Origin of the sequence: Alloprevotella tannerae ATCC 51259 (assembly GCF_000159995.1) — a bacterium.
Classification (GTDB): Bacteria; Bacteroidota; Bacteroidia; order Bacteroidales; family Bacteroidaceae; genus Alloprevotella; species Alloprevotella tannerae.
This window is the reverse complement of sequence record NZ_GG700642.1, coordinates 48786-67472: the sequence shown is the minus strand read 5'-3', so window position 1 is coordinate 67472 and position 18687 is coordinate 48786. Positions and strand designations below refer to the sequence as shown.

Annotated in this window: 16 protein-coding genes and 1 other annotated feature; of the genes, 3 read left to right on the top strand and 13 right to left on the bottom strand. The window is 44.5% G+C overall.

Going from position 1 to position 18687, the window contains the following annotated elements; all coding sequences use genetic code 11:
• Positions 1-8 precede the first annotated feature (8 nt).
• Positions 9-518 (top strand): flavodoxin FldA, encoded by a 510-nt coding sequence (gene fldA / locus GCWU000325_RS00335; RefSeq protein ID WP_006253854.1) that lies wholly within the window; start codon positions 9-11, stop codon positions 516-518.
• Between the two features lie 109 nt (positions 519-627).
• Positions 628-1935, top strand: coding sequence for an Nramp family divalent metal transporter (locus GCWU000325_RS00330; RefSeq protein ID WP_006253853.1), 1308 nt, complete (start codon positions 628-630; stop codon positions 1933-1935).
• Positions 1936-1993: 58 nt separating this feature from the next.
• On the opposite strand, the gene GCWU000325_RS00325 is transcribed toward GCWU000325_RS00330, so the two are convergent.
• Together GCWU000325_RS00325 and GCWU000325_RS00320 are read right to left on the bottom strand one after the other, a co-directional pair.
• Positions 1994-2380, bottom strand: coding sequence for a rhodanese-like domain-containing protein (locus tag GCWU000325_RS00325; protein ID WP_006253852.1), 387 nt, complete (start codon positions 2378-2380; stop codon positions 1994-1996).
• A 135-nt stretch (positions 2381-2515) separates the two neighbouring features.
• Entirely contained in the window at positions 2516-3109 is a 594-nt protein-coding gene (locus GCWU000325_RS00320) for an RNA polymerase sigma factor (RefSeq protein WP_006253851.1), read from the bottom strand.
• A gap of 592 nt (positions 3110-3701) precedes the next feature.
• Here GCWU000325_RS00320 and GCWU000325_RS00310 point away from each other — a divergent pair.
• Positions 3702-4433 (top strand): tRNA threonylcarbamoyladenosine dehydratase, encoded by a 732-nt coding sequence (locus GCWU000325_RS00310; RefSeq protein WP_040599034.1) that lies wholly within the window; start codon positions 3702-3704, stop codon positions 4431-4433.
• Here GCWU000325_RS00310 and GCWU000325_RS00305 read toward each other — a convergent pair.
• From GCWU000325_RS00305 to thrS, 11 genes are all read right to left on the bottom strand, one after another.
• Positions 4409-7708 (bottom strand): DEAD/DEAH box helicase, encoded by a 3300-nt coding sequence (locus GCWU000325_RS00305; protein WP_006253849.1) that lies wholly within the window; start codon positions 7706-7708, stop codon positions 4409-4411. The two genes, GCWU000325_RS00310 and GCWU000325_RS00305, sit on opposite strands and share 25 nt — an antisense overlap.
• 36 nt (positions 7709-7744) lie before the next feature.
• Positions 7745-8638 (bottom strand): glycosyltransferase, encoded by an 894-nt coding sequence (locus tag GCWU000325_RS10850; protein ID WP_006253848.1) that lies wholly within the window; start codon positions 8636-8638, stop codon positions 7745-7747.
• Positions 8619-9425: a glycosyltransferase family 2 protein gene (locus tag GCWU000325_RS10845; protein ID WP_006253847.1), complete on the bottom strand. Its 807-nt coding sequence runs from the start codon at positions 9423-9425 to the stop codon at positions 8619-8621. The genes GCWU000325_RS10850 and GCWU000325_RS10845 overlap by 20 nt, the downstream gene beginning before the upstream one ends.
• Positions 9425-10231 carry a glycosyltransferase family 2 protein gene (locus tag GCWU000325_RS00290; protein WP_006253846.1) on the bottom strand — a complete coding sequence of 269 codons (807 nt, stop codon included), beginning with the start codon at positions 10229-10231 and terminating at the stop codon, positions 9425-9427. The genes GCWU000325_RS10845 and GCWU000325_RS00290 overlap by 1 nt, the downstream gene beginning before the upstream one ends.
• A gap of 13 nt (positions 10232-10244) precedes the next feature.
• Entirely contained in the window at positions 10245-11336 is a 1092-nt protein-coding gene (locus tag GCWU000325_RS00285; RefSeq protein WP_006253845.1) for a DegT/DnrJ/EryC1/StrS family aminotransferase, read from the bottom strand.
• Positions 11318-12292 (bottom strand): GNAT family N-acetyltransferase, encoded by a 975-nt coding sequence (locus GCWU000325_RS00280; protein WP_006253844.1) that lies wholly within the window; start codon positions 12290-12292, stop codon positions 11318-11320. The genes GCWU000325_RS00285 and GCWU000325_RS00280 overlap by 19 nt, the downstream gene beginning before the upstream one ends.
• Positions 12293-12294: 2 nt before the next feature.
• The gene (locus tag GCWU000325_RS00275) at positions 12295-12717 is read right to left on the bottom strand and encodes a sugar 3,4-ketoisomerase (protein ID WP_006253843.1); all 423 of its coding nucleotides are present in this window, start codon (positions 12715-12717) and stop codon (positions 12295-12297) included.
• A 630-nt stretch (positions 12718-13347) separates the two neighbouring features.
• The gene (rplT, locus tag GCWU000325_RS00270) at positions 13348-13692 is read right to left on the bottom strand and encodes a 50S ribosomal protein L20 (protein WP_006253840.1); all 345 of its coding nucleotides are present in this window, start codon (positions 13690-13692) and stop codon (positions 13348-13350) included.
• A 79-nt stretch (positions 13693-13771) separates the two neighbouring features.
• Positions 13772-13969, bottom strand: coding sequence for a 50S ribosomal protein L35 (gene rpmI / locus GCWU000325_RS00265; RefSeq protein WP_006253839.1), 198 nt, complete (start codon positions 13967-13969; stop codon positions 13772-13774).
• A 70-nt stretch (positions 13970-14039) separates the two neighbouring features.
• Positions 14040-14684, bottom strand: coding sequence for a translation initiation factor IF-3 (gene infC, locus GCWU000325_RS00260; RefSeq protein WP_006253838.1), 645 nt, complete (start codon positions 14682-14684; stop codon positions 14040-14042).
• 102 nt (positions 14685-14786) lie between these two features.
• Entirely contained in the window at positions 14787-16730 is a 1944-nt protein-coding gene (gene thrS / locus GCWU000325_RS00255; protein ID WP_006253837.1) for a threonine--tRNA ligase, read from the bottom strand.
• 1069 nt (positions 16731-17799) lie between these two features.
• Positions 17800-18687 (top strand) — a sequence feature (16S ribosomal RNA rRNA prediction is too short).

Here is an 18687-nt window from a genome sequence, read left to right as displayed (position 1 = left end):
ATACAACAATGAAGAAGATTGGAATTTTTTACGGCTCAACAACAGGTAATACAGAATCTGTTGCAAAAACGATCGCTGAAAAATTAGGCCTTGCAGACGGCGATGTACACGAAGTAAGCGAATTGAACGCAGATGCTGCTGCAGCTTATGATGTGTTGCTGCTCGGAAGCTCTACTTGGGGCGCCGGCGACTTGCAAGATGATTGGTATGATGGAGTAGACGTGCTGAAAGGCTTAGACTTGTCGGGTAAACAAGTGGCTTTGTTCGGCTGTGGCGACTCAGCATCTTATCCTGATACGTTCTGCGGTGCGTTGGGCGATATTTATAATGACATACAAGGAACCGGTGCATCGTTTATCGGAATGGTAGCAACCGATGGCTATACTTTCGATGAATCAGCTTCAGTCGTAGATGGTAAATTTGTTGGTTTGGCGATCGACGAAGACAACGAAAGCGACAAAACTGAAGAGCGCATCAACGCTTGGGTTGAACAGCTTAAGGGCGAGATGGGCGCTTAATCGCTCCGGTTTAGACTTACATAGACAATAACGAATAAGTGATAGCGGAAATCCATTGCTCCGTTGTCGCTTATTTGTATATTTGGACGGCTTATTCAGAGATAGGAAAATGCAAACAGATAAAACGCAGCAGCAAAAGCAATCAGCCGCTTCACAAAATTCACCGGCAGAATCATCATCTCAACCGCCACGAAAAAAAGAATCGTGGGGTGGCTTGGATATCTTTCGCTATATCGGCCCGGGTTTGTTGGTTACAGTAGGATTTATTGATCCCGGCAACTGGGCGAGCAATTTCGCGGCCGGATCTTCCTTCGGCTATTCTTTATTGTGGGTCGTTACGCTCTCTACAATAATGTTGATCGCCTTGCAGCACAATGTGGCGCACTTGGGGATCGTAACCGGATTGTGCTTAAGCGAATCTGCTGAAAAATATGCCCCAAAATGGATCGGCAGACCTATAATAATGAGTGCTATTTTAGCCAGCATTTCGACTTCTTTGGCTGAGATTCTGGGCAGCGCGATAGCCTTACAGATGCTTTTTGGCATTCCGATTATTATAGGATCTCTTATGGTGACCGTAGCCGTGGTCATTATGCTGTTTACAAACTCCTATCGGCGTGTAGAACGTGTGATTATTACTTTCGTATCGATCATTGGTTTGTCGTTTATCTATGAATTGTTTTTGGTAAAGATAGATTGGCCGGCAGCTATCGTTGGCTGGACAGTTCCTTCTGTGCCGCAGGGCTCGCTTTTAATTATCATGAGTGTGCTGGGAGCCGTAGTTATGCCGCACAATCTCTTTTTGCATTCAGAGGTAATTCAAAGTCGTGCGATCCATCTCAAAGGCGAGGCGCGCATTAAGAAGGCTTTGAAATACGAGTTCTTCGATACATTATTTTCTATGGTAATCGGGTGGGCGATCAATAGCGCTATGATTCTTTTGGCTGCGACAACGTTTTTCAATAATGGGACGATCGTCGAGGAACTCTCGCAAGCGCAGGCCTTATTGCATCCATTGTTGGGTTCAAACGCGGCTACCATCTTTGCCATCGCACTCTTGCTGGCCGGCATCGCAAGTACGATTACGAGCGGTATGGCTGCGGGCAGTATTTTCTCAGGATTGTTTGGCGAAGCCTATGATTCTACTTCCAAGTACTCAATGTATGGCATCCTTATTTCGCTTGTAGCCGCCCTCGTAATGATCTATTTTATAGGAAATCCCTTTCAAGGGTTACTTATTTCCCAAATGATATTAAGCGTACAGCTCCCTTTCACGGTCTTTCTTCAGGTTAGCCTGACTTCTTCAAAGCGTGTGATGGGAAAATACGCCAATAAGCCTTGGAATACAGTGTTCCTCTATTCCTTGGCTGTGATTGTGACGATTTTGAATGTGTGGTTATTGATTGAAAGTCTATAAACGACTTTCGCAGATTGATTTAGACTGTAATAGATAATGCATGCGGGCTCGATGTGCTTTATTTTACTACGGGTAATCCTAATTCTACCCAATGCAGATAGCCACCTTTCAAGTCTACCACTTGAAAGCCTTCAGCTTTGAGTTTGCCGGCAGCCGCCTGACTTCGACGTCCGCTCCGACAGTAGATGTAATAGGTCTTTTGCTTATTGAGTTTGGCTAAGCCATTTATGAAAACTGTTTGATTCAACCAATCCAAATTGATCGCTTGCGCCAAATGGCCTTCGGCAAATTCTTCCGGTTGGCGAACGTCTAAAATAATAGCGCTCGTATCAGCTTTAACGCGTTCGATAAACGCTTGTGATTCTAAGACTTCCACTTCGCTTTGTGATTGGGCGTTTGCGAAAAGGCCTAAGGCGGCTAAGATTGAGAAAAGCAATTTCTTCATAAGGACAATTGTTGAGCGTATTTGCGTCGACGCCGTTTTTACATTACACATTACGCAGTGCCGGTTAGGCTTGCTTACCTGCGTTGTTGAGCCTACAATATTATATATGAGGGGCGATTATAACTTGGTTTCCGCTTAGGAAATCGACAAATTTATATCATAATCCTTGGCCATCTTTCGCATATTCAAGACAGCATAGCGCATACGTCCCAAGGCCGTGTTAATACTTACGCCAATTTGATCCGCAATTTCCTTGAAGGAAAGGTTTTGATAGTAACGCATATACACAACCTCCCGTTGCGTGTCGGGTAGATGATTCATTAAGCGGCAAACGTCTGTAAACGTCTGCTCATTGGCCAATTGGTGCTCAATGGAAGCGTCAGAAAGGTGTGCGTTGTTGAAGATATTGTTACTTTGTTCTTCATCATAAACGAGCCCTTCGCTGCGTTCGGTGCGAAACTGGTCGATAATCAAATTATGAGCTATGCGCGTCAGCCAAGCATAAAACTTTCCTGTAGCTTTATATCTGTGTTGACGGATCGTCATAATTACTCTGACGAACGTTTCTTGAAAGAGATCGTCCGCGATGTCTGAATTTTTGACGATAAATAGAATGTACGTGTAAAGCCTGTCTTTGTAGCGTGCCAATAAGACATCGAAAGCTTCATCCTCGCCGGCCTCATATAATTTTATGAGTTCATCGTCCGCGTAGGAGCGTAGTTGTATCATTACTTAATACTGTTGGTTTGTGTAATGTTACTTCAATAGGCGCTTTCTTTTAATTGGTTTACGCGGCAAAGATATAAATTCTCATTTTATATGACAAAATAAATGGAAGCTTTTAACGTTGCGGAAGTCAGTAAGTGGCAGAATGCCTCATAGAAGACCTGAAAACAACGCTTTTCTTTTCCTATGATGACCTTCTATCATCAAACGTCTTCATTGTTTGGTGGCGGCAAACTATCGTTTGCTGTGAGCAAATCATTGTTTGCTGCGACCAAACTATCGTTTGCCGGCAGCAAACGATAGGGGTTGTAGACAAAAGATCTTGCTTGGCAGATTTGACGAGGGGAAAATCAGTTGATTTCTGTTAAGAAAAAACATGATGAGGAGTACATTTGAGCGTGCAGCGATTCTTATTCTTTCGCTCTGAATGATTTGTAGGTTACTTAGGTAATGAGCGCAGGGATTACCGGTTCTGAATAAAGCGCTTATTTTGCCTATTTGCACGTGATGAAGTGCGTTGTACATTATTGTTGGGAAGATTATGGGAAAGAATGTTTGGAAAAAGCGCGTTAGGCGATTAATTTTGCGGCTTGTTATGGAGACTCATCAAGATATATTTTTGCGTAGCAGGTTGCTGCTGGGGCGTGATTTTATGCAGTTGCTATCCCAAAAACGCTTGATCGTTTTTGGGATAGGCGGAGTGGGGAGCTGGTGCGTAGAAAGTCTTGTTCGCACGGGCCTAAGCCACATTACCTTGGTTGATTTTGACCGTATTAACCATTCCAATATAAATAGACAGGCTATGGCTACGTCAATTACTGTGGGACGTAACAAAGTAGACGTCTTAAAGGAGCGCTTGTTGGAGATCAATCCTGCGGCGCACATCGAAACCTTTTGCGAAACCTACTCGAAGGCGAACGCTCATTTGTTTGACTTGAATCAATATGACTTCGTTGTAGATGCTATTGATAGTTTGTCGGATAAAGCTGAACTGATCTTGCAAGCCAGCCGCTCGAAGGCCTATTTTATCTCGTCAATGGGCGCAGCCAGAAAGTTGGATCCCGGTAAAATCAAAGTGGCCGAATTTTGGAAAGTGTTTGGTTGCCCACTGGCTGCAGCTTTGCGTAGAAAATTTCGCCATGAAAAAGATTTCCCCGCTGTGAAGTTTCCTTGCGTCTTTAGCGATGAGGTTTTGGAAAACAAAGAAGGGCTACTCAATGAGGAACGTACGAACGGCTCATTGATACATATTACAGCCGGCTTCGGACTAAGAATAGCCTATTTGGTGATTGAGCGCCTGCGTCAAGAGTTGTCAGCAGAAAAATAAGCCTCCTTATCTTTGCAAAAGGTTAGTAATTGGCGGAAAACTTTATCTCGCTCTAAGAGTTGTGGATTGCCCACAAGGAAAAGTTGCTCTTTAGCCCGCGTCAAAGCCACGTTGAGCTTTCGATCTATCAAAGCTCCGTTTTCTTCAAACCGATTTGCGGTCAGAAAGTTTAGTTGCGCTTGGCGGTGTACCGTAAATCCGTAGATAATAATGGGGCGTTCGCTACCCTGATAACGCTCTACCGTGTCGACCGTATGATCATCTTCCAGTTGCGCCTTAATTAAAGCAATCTGATTGCGATAAGGGACGATGATTCCTATCGTATCCTTGCTGAAAGGCAAGTTGTTTTTATGATATAACTGCTTAATCGTTTTTACCAAGTGTATGATAAACGAAGCCTCCGTCTGATTTGTTTTTTCCGAAACGCTTTGTGCTTTAGGCGAAGCGGTAAAAAAGGCGACCCGATGTTGGGCTATGATGGTCTCTAATGGATCTTCATAAACGCAATAAGGGAGGCTTTGCTCCTGATGAGGGCAGGGGATGGGTGAAAGCAGATTGGCATAAAAGAAGCTGCCGGGGAAGTCGGCTATGGCCGGATGCATACGCCCCTGCTTTTTGAGATGGAAAACGAGATTAGGGTCAGTTTCATACGCTCGATAAAGGCGAGAGAAGAGCGAATCGCGACAATCTTTCAGACCGATGGATCTTAAAGATTGCTCATAGACAGCTGATTGCCGCTCTGTTTGCTTAACGATGGCCGGTAGTTGTTTATGGTCGCCGATAAATATGAATCGACGGATGCCCCATTGGCCTTGGCGTGTTTGAGCAGCTAACAAGGGGAGCAATTGAGGCTCCAAGAATTGCGAAGCCTCGTCGACGATCGCAAGCGAAAAGCTGCGGAGCAAGAATAGTTGGTTGTTGGCAATTAGGGTAGAGGTGGTGCCAACAAATATGCGATGACGCCCGATGATCGTAGAGACATCCGTAAGATTGTTTGCCGCCTGCAATTGTTCCTCTAATAGATAAGGGCGATAAGCAGGTTCGCAGGTGATGGACTTTCCGATTCGGACAAAATCTAAGTTGGCTTTCACTAATTTACTGCAGATCTCATCTACTGCCCGATTAGTATAAGCTGTCAAAAGAACAAGTGCAGAGGGATCCAAAAGCTCCTCTTGCAATATATTCATCAGTCCGAAGGAGGTTTTTCCCGTACCCGGAGGGCCCACAATCAAGAAGAAATCTTCTGCAGACAAGGCTCGCTCGACCAACTCATTAAAGGACCCGTATTCACCCTTGCGTTGGTAAGTGCGCACAGCCGGCTTTTGCTGTAGAAGCAGGACATCTCTGCGAGAGCTGGGCATTTGAAGAAAGGAGAATAAGCCTTGATATAGCGAGCGCGAGGTATCAGTAAGATCATGTTCAATCGCCCAAGCGTAACCTTTGGGTGTGGAAAATACGGATTGATTCTTCTGCGGCGCATTTAGCCTCAGCGTAATCTTCGTATCCGTAATTTCTTCTATGGTAGCGCGTATGACAATCGTCTTTCTTACGTCGGGCGTAGTTTCTCGTTTATACTTATAGACTACAACCTTGTCTCCCTTTCTGAAATTGGGAAGATAATTGTCGTTCACCGCAGTAACAGATAAGCTCAGTTGATCAAAGCCTTTCTTGGGCGTAAACTTATGACCACCTTCCAGCTTCAACTGCTCCAAGATATTGCCATTTTCCCTCTTCTCTTCAAGTGTAGCATTCCATAAAGAAGAGAAGCCATCTCCCGCCTGCGCCGAAGAACCCAGATGAGAGAGCAATTGTTCGCGCTCTATGAAACGGAAGAAGCGGAAGAAGTAGTCTTTCGCAAGTGTTGGCGCGTTTTGGATCGTTTGCAGTGTAGTTTGAAAGCCCGGTGCCAAGTAGTTTTGCCAGAATTTTTCGTTGATACCTACTTTTTCTCGGAGTTGTTCGACCTGAAGTTGCTCAATCATCGTGCGACCTCTTTCTTGCGAAAAAAGATATTCGTTGGCGACGATTTGATTGCGCAACTTGATAGCTCTTTCTAACAAACGCGGTGCCGGACCTTCACGACGTAGGCCCTCAGAATATTTAGAATAGAGTAGATAACAAGAGACGTCCGCGTTTTTAATATTGAAGTTGAAGTGAAGCAAAGCCAAATAAAGCAGCATTTGTACGTAATGAGCCTCTTGGTGAGTTTGTCTCCATTCGTCCCACTTACCGGCTTTTTGCTCGATAAGCAGTCGAAAATCCTCCTGCAATAAGTCCATACGCCCTTGTAAGCCTAACATTTCGCAAAAGAAAGAGGGCTCCAGTATCGCCTGATCCGTGCGAGCGAACGGGTCATCTTTCTTTATCGCTTGAATAGCTTTGTCGATATTCGCCTTTTGCTGTTTAGCCTCTTTATGGAAGGTGCTTAAGTCTTCAGCAGCCAAGAGACTTAAGGCGTTTTTTCGGAAGAAATTTAGCGCACTATTGGTATAATCTGTCTTTTCCGCTTGATTGAGGGCCTCATCAAGCAATTGGCCCGCGAAATTACCTAATAAGATGTAAGATTTATGGCTTATCGAAGGCTCAAACTTGGATAAAAGGTATTGTAAGGGCGAATAGGTGCTTATGCAAGCAGCCACGGCAGAGATATTTAATAGGCAATCCGGCTCTAATATAACGAGTTCGCAAGTGATATGCTCACCATTAAATTGTGGATGGATGAGGTTTAATTGGGCATTTGGGAACAAGAGTTGTTCTAAATACGCCCAATCTCCATTATTATCGTCACCTTGATAAGCCAGTTTAAAGACCTTATCACCGTATGATTTGAGGTGGACTTGTATCGTTGCTTCATTCCAATCTAAAACAAAGGCCCGCACGTAAGTTTGCTTAATCTCCCTGCGCTCCTGCTGTAATAAGAAAGTGGTCTTCGGGGCTATACCCCAACAATCCGGGATTTTGACTGTAAAAAGTTCTTCGATAAGAAAGGCAATAGCAGCGATCGACTCCTCTCTTTTTTGCTTTAATTCCGGTAAAGCCAACTGCTCTGCTCTTGCTCTAAAGGCATTGGCTAACAAAAAGGTCTCCTTACTTATTTTTCGCTTGATATATAAATAATGTAGCTGGGGATAGGGGCCTGAAAACTTTAAGTCGGATGCCTCCAATGCCTTCTCTAAAATGTCTCTAAGCAAATGACGCAAGCCGATATGAAACTCTCTGGGATCTTCTACCGTCCTTAAAATGTTGAGTTCGTCTAATGGTTCACAGCTATTCATTCTGAGTGTATTTTGATTGGAGTGGAGGAGAACTGATCAATGAAATAGCTTGTGGAAAGAGCGGTAGAGCCACCAGGCGCCTTTATGTATTGACTTTGTATACAGATACAACCATTTCAGTTGCCCCTTATATAATTGTATAGCGTCGTCTTGCTTCCCTTCTCTGGCGAGTTCGGCAGCCAAGATTACTTTTCGCGCTTCTAAGGCTTGCTGCTCTTTCGGTGATAATGGCAGTTGGCTTACCGCGTTTATGGCCGGCATAATTTGCCGGATAGTCTTTGCGAGTGAAGGACCGGTCAAACTATCTTCGTGCTGATATATCTTGTGGTAAGACTTGGACAACCAATGAATGCGAGGGCGATGAAGCAGTAGGCGAACGCCTAATTCCCAATCATTCCATTTAGGTAAGTCTTCATTCCAGCTTCCGGAGTCGACAAAGAACGCCTTTCGAATGATCATACCTTGTGTCGAAAGCATTCCGGTTAGGATTTGATCAGTTACCGAAGCGTTTGGATAAATCTTTCTGCAGCGCGCAGCCCCATTTGCAAAAATCATCTTTGTTGGCGCCGAGACAATATCATTATCTTCTAAGAATGGAAGCGCATCAGAAAGGAAGTCTTCGCTCATCTCATCGTCCGAATCGAAGAAGAATAAATACTCGCCTTGTGCTAACCTTACCCCTTCATTCCTTGCTGCCGAAGCACCTTGTTTGGAAGCTTTAGTTATTTGGATAGGAAAGGGAGCAACGCTAATCAAAGATTCGCAGACAGACATAGAATCATCGGTAGAGTTGTTGTCGATTAAAATAAGCTCTACCGGATTATAGACCTGCTTAAATATAGAAAGAAGCGTCCTTCGTAAGTAAGCAGCCCTGTTATGAAAGGGAACGATTATCGAAATGAGAGGATGGTTAGGAAGTCGCTTTGACATAATGAATACCGGTAAGCATATCTTTCAGAAAAGAGTAGCGTTGCTTTAAAGGGAGTCGACGTAGAGACAGAATGTATTTGAAACTACGTAAATAAGCGCCCATAGATCCGTGAATGCAATAAAGAATAGCTCCTTTAGATCTTCTGATGCCGACTTCCTCGTGAAATTTTGAGCCAGATGTCTCCGCAGGTGTTTTTACAATGACACAGGGAACATAGATTATCTCCAGCCCGGCTTTAGCCGCATCTTCAATAAATTTCTCTTCCTCCCCACAACTTAAAAAATCGGCTCCTAAACCAAAGCGCTCATCAAAGAATGGTAACTCTGCTTCTTTCTTCAAGGCGATTTCAACCGAACTTATGTAAAAACCTTTTGGGCGATTATGATAAAAGAACGAAGTTGGCGGATAGCGCTTGAGCGGGCGATTGTCCATATCTATCGCCTGAAAGGTAATGATGTCGGCTGTCGAGAAGCGTTCGAAGGCTTTTAAAATCTGGTTCAAGTAATCGATCGTGTAGCGATTGTCATCATCAGCAATTAGCAGAATATCTCCCGATGCATTGCGCAGCGCCACATTTCTATTTTTGGCTAAGCCTTTCCCGCAGCTTTTTATAATGCGAAGGTCTTCTCTCTCTGGAAGCGCGAACTCCGAGAGCACTGCCTCTGATGTTTGCTGCCAAGCGATCAGGTATCGAATATGTGGCTGTGGTTCTAAGAGTACGCGCAACGCATGCTCAATACGATGATCTATCGTACAGATTAAGACTTCTAAAATCTTTGATGGCATTATTCTGTCCTCTTCATATAGCGGATACCTTCTGAAAAATGTCTCATCATTGGCCAAAAATGACAATAGCCATCTTTTGCTGCTTGCAACGCAAAGTTGAAGCAAATCAGCCAAGCTTTCTTTCCATATTTATAATAGGTGACGGCACCGAAACTACGTTGCACGCCGGCGTCGATATATAGTAGCGATTTCTTTAGTAACGTTGAGGTTTCAACTGTTTTGATGGGGAAATAGCGCATCTTTAGTCCCGCCTTTACTGCATCTTCCATCCAGATTTCCTCTTCTCCGCACGTCAGAAATTTTGTACCGAGCCCAAAACGCTCGTCGAAGCGCAACCTATTTTGGACGCACTCCCGCTTAGCCGCGATCTCAATGGCAGATATCGTATAGCCCTGTGGCATTCCGGTCAGCCACATCTCTTCTTTAGGGTACTTCTTAAGGGGTTTGCCCGTATAAGTGCTGGCGTTGAAGAACGCTATATCTAAATCCGGATATTTCTCAAATACATTCCGAACCTCTTCAAAAGCATTTGGCGACAAGTGGGTATCATCATCGGCAAACATGATAAGGTCCGCCGAAGCCTTTTCTATGGCTAAGTTGCGATTAACGGACAGGCCTTGACCCTTATATTTGAAGATGGTTACATCTGTGCGCGCCAAGAGCAACTTTGGAATTAAATCTAAGTAGCGCTCATCAGAATACTGATAAGAAACTATGTAATGAATCCCCTCTTGAGGTGGAAGTAAGACATCATCCATACGTACGATGCCTTTGTTGTAAGAGCAGATTAAGATATCGATGGTCATGATGCTGAGTATGTTAAGTAAATTGGTTTATACAATTGGCTACGTATCGAGCTTCTTCGGTCGTCATCACAGGACTTATCGGAAGGCTGAGCTCTTCTTTTGCAATGCGCTCTGCAATGGGCAGATGTAGATCCTTATAAACTGAAAAAACTTTTTGCTGATGCAGTGGGAGAGGGTAGTGGATAAGCGTTTCTACGCCCAGCTGTCTTAAATGGTCTTGCAGCCTTTCTCTTTCTTGGCAAAGTATGGGATATATGTGAAACACACTATCCTTAACCTCACCCTTATAAGGCATTTTGACCTTCGGATTGCGAATCTCTTGATTATAAATTTCGGCTATTCTGCGACGATGTTCGTTGTCTTGTTCCAAACGCTCTAATTTCAGACTCAGAACAGCTGCTTGTATCTCATCCAACCTACTGTTTACGCCCATCACCTCGTGATAATATTTCTCCTTTGCCCCATAATTGGCCAAAGTTCTAATGAGATTGGCTAAATCATCATCGTTCGTAACGACGGCTCCGCCATCTCCTAAAGCACCCAAATTTTTACCCGGATAAAAGCTAAAGCCGGCAGCATCGCCTAATGTGCCTACTTTTTGCCCACCAACTACTGCTCCGTGACTCTGTGCGGCGTCTTCTATCACTTTTAGACCCATACTTTTAAATGATGAAACATCACAAGCGTGTCCATATAAATGCACCGGCAGGATAGCATGTGTATGTTGGGTGAGCTGTTGTCGGACTGATGCGGGATCTAACGTGTAAGTTGTCTCTGTTATGTCGCAAAAGCGTGGTTTTAAGCCAGCCCGTACGACCGCTTCGGCTGTGGCTATAAAGGTAAAGGCCGGCACGATTACTTCCGTTTCGCTGTCCCAGCCCTCTATGTGCTTCATCGCAGTCAAGATGAGCGTCAAAGCATCTAACCCGTTGCCCACACCGATGCAATGGCGCGCACCCAGGAAAGAGGCGAAGCGCGTTTCAAATTGTCGCACTGCCTCACCATTCAAATAACGACCGGAAAGGACGACTTTTCTGACGCTTGCCGAGAGTGCCGGTTCAAAACTTTCCGTGATGGCTTTTACATTTAAGAAAGGTATGTGCATAAATTCTCTAATTCGACGCTGTAAGCATCATAACAAACCCCTCGGCCGCCGAAGCCTTCTTTTTGAAAGAGCAGGCCTTGGTTCAGTATTGCGCCCTGCTGCTCCGTAGAAATCCCGAAGTCGAAGTAAGTTTTTCCTTCGTTTTTATACTTTTCAATCAATTGATCAAAAAGAAAGTCTAAAGCCCCCTCCATACGGCCGCGCTCACTGGCTGCAATATATTGGGCGTGCACTGTCTGTCCGGCTATGTAGAGTAGGGTGCCGGCCACCAGTTGCTCGCCTTCATATACACAGAATGCAGATATTTCTTTGGGAAACAGACTTCTTAAACGCAATATCTCATCAATGTTGTGTACGGGGGCTACTTGATGATAGGATTTCAAAGTTGCAGTTAGTAAATTCCAAAAATCGACAAGCATTTGCTCGTCTCCTCGACGTATCGCTAAGGCATTTTTCTTCGCTTTCTTCACTTTACGCCGCCGAAGTTCGCTAAATGCTAACGGATCAGTTAGGCTTATCGTAGAGGACAACGCACGACTGATCAATTGCCCTTTTGCGCGAAACAACCAATACAGCTCTTCTTGCGTCGAATAACGGTGATAGATGTATGGAATAGGCTTATAAATAAGCTGCTTATAGCCTTTTGCGATGTAATAGTCTGCCGTAGATCTGAGCATGTCTCTCACTTCTTCCGCTGAGGTCTTTTTGGCTAAAAGCAGACCTCCATAGGTCAAGCCGCCGTGTGAGTCGATGGTCGCCTCGTGTGGAAGCAAGTTGCAGGGCAGTAAGCCGCAACACGTGCCGCGTTCATTTAGAAAGAGCAAAGAACCATCTTCAAACCTACTTTGATGATATTCCATATAATCGCGATAAAAAAGGAACGTAGCATTGCGAGATTGTTTGACAAAACAATCCCACATCGTTTTCCTTTCAGTTGTATATGGAATAAGTTGCATCGTTATAGGCCTAACTCTTTTTTGAATTGAGACAAGTCGTTAATATATCCGTCCGTATCGTACGCTTCTGAAGCGAGACAAACACAGACGCAGTTGTCTGAAAAATCCTCTAATTGACACCAAACCATTGGCGGAATAAAGAGTCCCTCCGTCGGATCGTTGAGTATATACGCTTTTTGCTCACCCCGATCTATGGTTGTGATTTTTACGCTCCCATTTACGGCAAAGACAAGTTCTGCACAAGTACGATGAGCGTGGCAACCTCGCTGCTGACCTTCGGGTACGCCATAAATCCAAAAGACTCTTTTCGGATCAAAAGGGAGTGGGGGCGCCCCGGATTGCACGAAGCACAACTCTCCTCTGCTATCTTTGAAAGCAGGGAAAGAAATTAATTGCGCCGTATCTTTCTTTGTGGTAGCTGACATAGGGGTTAAACATCTTGGAATAAGTACAAAGATATATATTAATTAAGTTACAAACAAAGGGTAGGCTTTATTTCTTGTCGGAGTTGCCGGATTGGACTCCCGCCTATCGACGAATAGTCGAAAGTAGCGCTAATTGCCCATCGTTACGTGTTTTAACTAATGATGCCGCCCAAGCAGTCGCTGCTCGATACGGCTTGCCACAAGGCGTAACTCCCAACTATGAGCAAAAAGGGCAAGAATTTTTTCTACGCTCCACTTGATTTCACGCCACCAAAGATCATTTTGCGTTTGTACGCTCGTGAGCGTACAAACGTACGATCACGTGCGTACAACTTTGCGCTCGTGAGGGTACACCTTTTTTCTCGTGAGAGAAATGCCACAAAATACGCTGTGCCGCATAGGCGTTCAAGCTTTTTGATTGTTTTTCAAGCCTTATGGCTCGTTGATCGCTACGGGACTGGCCTTAATCGCTACTGTGTAAGTAAAATTAGTGCTTATAATGAGGTCTGTATGATCGGATGCGTAACGATGGAGGATGAAACCCTAAAGGGGATTGGTTAAGTGGCCATAAAACAATTGAGCGCATAACCCATAAAGGATTATACGCTCAATAATTGTTCTTATGAGAATTTATTTCACTTTCTCTACGATAGCCTTGAATGCTTGGGGATTGTTGACTGCTAAGTCTGCAAGCACTTTGCGGTTGATCTCGATACCGGCCTTATGTAAGTTGCCCATCAACTGAGAGTAAGAGAGACCCTCAAGGCGAGCTGCTGCATTGATACGTTGGATCCACAATGCGCGGAAATTGCGCTTCTTGTTGCGACGATCACGGAAAGCGTAAGTTAAACCTTTCTCCCATGTGTTTTTTGCAACGGTCCAAACATTTTTGCGGGCACCGTAATAACCGCGGGTTAACTTGAGGATTCTTTTTCTTTTAGCTCTCGAAGCTACGTGATTTACTGATCTTGGCATTTTCTTTCTTGTTTTGCGATGCTAGCGCCGCGCATAGGCGGACTTTGGAGCTAAACATCCGATTTGAAACTCTGGTGAATTAGCGGAGGCAAAGAAGTTCGCGTACCTGCTTAACGTTTGACTTGTGGGCAATGGCGGTGTGAACCAAATTGCGCTTTTGCTTCTTCGTCTTCTTGGTCAGGATGTGGCTGTGGTAGGCATGGCGTCTAACAACTTTGCCTGAGCCGGTAAGAACGAATCTTTTCTTCGCACTGGAGTTTGTCTTTACTTTTGGCATTTTCTTTATTATTTATGATTAAAGGCGGCTGCGTGAGATACCAAACACAGCGCGCACAACTTTTCTTGAACTAAAAATCCTCTCCTTCTACTTTTGGGCCGGCATATTCTTTCTTCGCTTTTTGCTGTGGAGCTTTCCGCTCTTCTTTGAAAGATGCAGATGCTTCAGCTTTTTCTGCCGGCTTTGGAGTTGCAGTCTTTTTGGGGGTTAAGAAGATAATCATTCGCTTACCTTCTAATACCGGCATCTGCTCGACCTTTCCGTATTCTTCCAAGTCGTTGGCAAAGCGCAGCAAAAGAACTTCTCCTTGCTCTTTAAACAAAATGCTGCGACCGCGAAAGAAGACATAGGCCTTCACTTTGTTGCCGTCGGATAAAAACTCCTTGGCGTGCTTGAGCTTGAAATCGTAGTCGTGCTCATCAGTCTGAGGACCGAAACGAATCTCTTTGACTTCAATCTTAACCTGTTTGGCCTTAAGCTCCTTCTGGTGCTTCTTCTGTTGATAGAGGAACTTACTATAATCTATAATACGACATACCGGTGGCTGAGCGTTAGGGGATATTTCAACCAAGTCGAGACCCTTTTGCTCCGCAAGTTGCAGGGCTTGACGGGTCGCAATTACCTGTGACTCTATATCATCACCCACGATGCGTACTTCCGGCACTCGGATTTGCCGGTTGATGCGATATTGCAACTTTTTCTTGTCGTTCTTCACTGATTTCTTTTATAAATTCGGCGGCAAAAGTAGTAAAAGATTAGTGAAGTACAAAGCAGATTCTATGTTTTTACCTTGTACTTCACTGATTTGCTCTTTTGATCAATATTTCTCAGTCAATTCGGCCACTTCTTTGAGCACTTTTTCGGCAAACATTGGAATCGTCATCGTTTCTTGCGTCCCTTCGCCTTGCTTTCTGACGTTTACGCTGCCATCGGCTTGCTCTTTTTCGCCGACAACCAAAAGATATGGGATGTGCTTCATTTCGTTGTCGCGAATCTTGCGCCCAACCTTCTCGTTTCGCTCGTCTATGTTGGCGCGAATCCCGGCAGCCTCTAATTGTTCTTTGACTTTGTGTGCATAGTCATTGAATCGCTCTGAAATAGGCAAGATAACACATTGATCAGGCATCAACCAGAGCGGGAAATGTCCGCCTGTATGTTCTATTAGTACGGCCGTAAATCGCTCTAAACTACCAAATGGCGCGCGGTGAATCATAACCGGACGATGCTTTTTGCTGTCTTCGCCCGTATATTCCAATTGGAAGCGCTCGGGAAGGTTGTAGTCGACTTGGATCGTGCCTAATTGCCAACGTCTTCCTAAAGCATCCTTAACCATAAAGTCGAGTTTCGGGCCGTAGAAAGCCGCTTCTCCATATTCTATCTTCGCCTGAAGTCCTTTCTCTTCGCAGGCTTCAATGATTGCTTGTTCGGCTTTGTCCCACACATCGTCTGAACCGATATATTTTTCGCGCTTTACTTTGTCGCGCAAAGAGATCTGTGCTTCAAATTGCTCAAAGTTGAGTGCGCGGAATACAATCATAATAATATCCATAACGCGAAGGAACTCCTGCTTAACCTGATCCGGGCGGCAGAATATGTGGGCATCGTCTTGCGTAAACCCGCGAACCCTGGTCAATCCGTGCAACTCACCACTCTGCTCATAGCGATACACTGTTCCAAACTCTGCAATGCGGAGCGGCAGATCTTTATAGGAATGAGGCTGCCAAGAATAAACGGCACAATGGTGGGGGCAGTTCATCGGCTTGAGCATATACTCTTCGCCCTCTTCCGGTGTATGAATTGCTTGGAAGCTGTCTTTGCCGTATTTAGCGTAGTGTCCGGACGTGACATAAAGATTTTTAGAACCGATATGTGGTGTTATTACCTCCATATATCCGAAACGCTTTTGAATCTTGCGCAAGAAACTCATCAACTGCTGGCGCAAAACAGTTCCCTTCGGCAACCATATCGGCAAGCCTTTACCTACCAGTTCCGAGAACATAAAGAGTTCCATTTCACGGCCTATTTTGCGATGGTCGCGGCGCTTTGCTTCCTCAAGAAGTTGCAGATACTCATCAAGCATCTTCTTTTTCGGGAAAGATACACCATAGACACGCGTCATCTGAGGCCGTTTTTCATCACCCCTCCAATAAGCACTGGAGACGGCCATAACCTTGATAGCCTTGATTGGAGCCGTATTAAGAAGGTGAGGGCCGCGGCAAAGGTCCGTATAGTTGCCTTGTGTGTAGGTCGTAATCGTACCATCAGCCAAGTCGGCTATTAATTCATTTTTATAATGTTGACCATGCTGCTCAAAAAAGTTTAGCGCATCTGTCTTAGAAATGCTTTTGCGCACGAGAGGTTCTTTTTTCTGAACCAATTCGTGCATCTTATTTTCTATTTTAGCAAAGTCTGCTTCAGTGATAGTCACGCCTTCAGGTGGCATAACATCATAATAAAAACCTTTTTCTATGGCTGGTCCGATACCAAACTGTGTGCCCGGCCACAATTCCTGCATTGCTTCTGCCATGAGGTGGGCACTCGTGTGCCAGAAAGCGTGTTTGCCTTCTTCATCATCCCATTTTAGAAGCTTTAGAGTGCAATCTTCGGTGAGCGGACGATTAAGTTCCACTATATTTCCATTGACACTGCATGCAAGAACTTCGCGCGCTAATTGCGCAGATAGGCGTTCAGCTATTTGTAGACCGGTAATTCCATCTTCAAACTCGCGGACAGAACCATCCGGGAAAGTAACTTTAATCATATGACCTCCTTGAATTTGATGCAAAGTTACAAAATATCGCCGTAATACTTGAGATAATTTGAGAGATTAAGGAGCTTTGTTTGCTTATTACACAGATACGGCACTCAACAATAAGTATAATCGCTCCCAATCTCTAAAAAATCCAACTCTTGAACGCATTAAAATATAATGATCCATTGATGTCTTATATCGTTTGAGGCACAATCTTTATTTATTCTCGTGATGAAAATGGTTTATGCTCGTGATGTGAAGCAATTTTTATCGTGATATGAAGCAATTTTTATCAAGAGAGAAAACCTTCGAATTTCGTCGAAAACTCTTTGAGGTCTTGTCTTCTTTGCTTTTTCTCCTGCTCTCCTTATTTCTATAATTTGTTCGCTTCATTTATATTTCCTTTTTCATTTCTTTCGACTTGCACCTCCTTATTCGTTATTCGTCTTTTCTCTCTCATTGCCTACATCTCCTATCTCATTATTCTTTGCGCCTCTTCTTATAGTTCTTCCAGTTTTTGCCTCCTCTTTCTTCTATTATATATAATGTGTACCTTTGGCTTCTGATTCTTTCTTTTTCAGATACTCGGTATTGTGCTTTTCGTTGTTTTTTGCGGTCTTCTGTAAAGTAGCTCTTGTGTAAGGTAGAAAAGCCTATTTAGTCAAAAAAAAGAAAAAACGTATGAAGTGGCGAATAGAAGAGCAGGGAGGGTGTCTCTCAATTAGGCTTTCTTTATTCTGCTATTTCTGCATGTCAAATTTTGCCATCTCCGGAATTATTTTCGTTTTTGCGTAAAAAAGTTTGTTGTGTGTTTGGTGGTAATGATATTTTGTTCTACTTTTGCACTCGCTTTCCAGCGCCGAGGCGCTTGGTTTAGCATCAAGAAAGCGATCTTTGAAAGAATTCCATAGACTTTTATGCAGAAGAAGCAGAAAGAGTTTCAATCCGATGATGCTTCGGCATTTTCTGGATTGTTATTCGGTAAGCAGTATGTTTTCTTGTAAAAGAGAAGTACAAGAATCGTCAAATTCCTTTTTACATTCAACTCGTTGAATCGGAAAAAGAAAAAATGAGATATACAATGTAGAGTTTGATCCTGGCTCAGGATGAACGCTAGCTACAGGCTTAACACATGCAAGTCGTGGGGCAGCGGATGCTTAGCTTGCTAAGTATGCCGGCGACCGGCGCACGGGTGAGTAACGCGTACCGAACCTGCCCATCACACAGGGATAGGCTTGCGAAAGCAAGATTAATATCTGATGGTCTCAATTTTATGCATGTATGATTGAGTAAAGCCTTCGGGCGGTGATGGATGGCGGTGCGTCCCATTAGGAAGTTGGCGGGGTAACGGCCCACCAATCCTTCGATGGGTAGGGGTTCTGAGAGGAAGGTCCCCCACATTGGAACTGAGATACGGTCCAAACTCCTACGGGAGGCAGCAGTGAGGAATATTGGTCAATGGGCGAGAGCCTGAACCAGCCAAGTAGCGTGCGGGATGAAGGCCCTTGTGGTCGTAAACCGCTTTTATCAGTGAATAAAGTGCATCACGTGTGGTGTCATTGCAGGTAGCTGAAGAAAAAGGACCGGCTAATTCCGTGCCAGCAGCCGCGGTAATACGGAAGGTCCGGGCGTTATCCGGAATTATTGGGTTTAAAGGGAGCGCAGGCGGGAGTGTAAGTCAGCTGTTAAATATCAGAGCCCAACTCTGTTATGCAGTTGAAACTATATTTCTTGAGTACGCGCAGGGATGGCGGAATTCAGGGTGTAGCGGTGAAATGCTTAGATATCCTGAAGAACTCCGATCGCGAAGGCAGCCATCCGGAGCGTAACTGACGCTGAGGCTCGAAGGTGCGGGTATCGAACAGGATTAGATACCCTGGTAGTCCGCACGGTAAACGATGAATACTCGCAGTTCGGCCGTTTAGGTCGAGTTGTCCAGCGAAAGCGTTAAGTATTCCACCTGGGG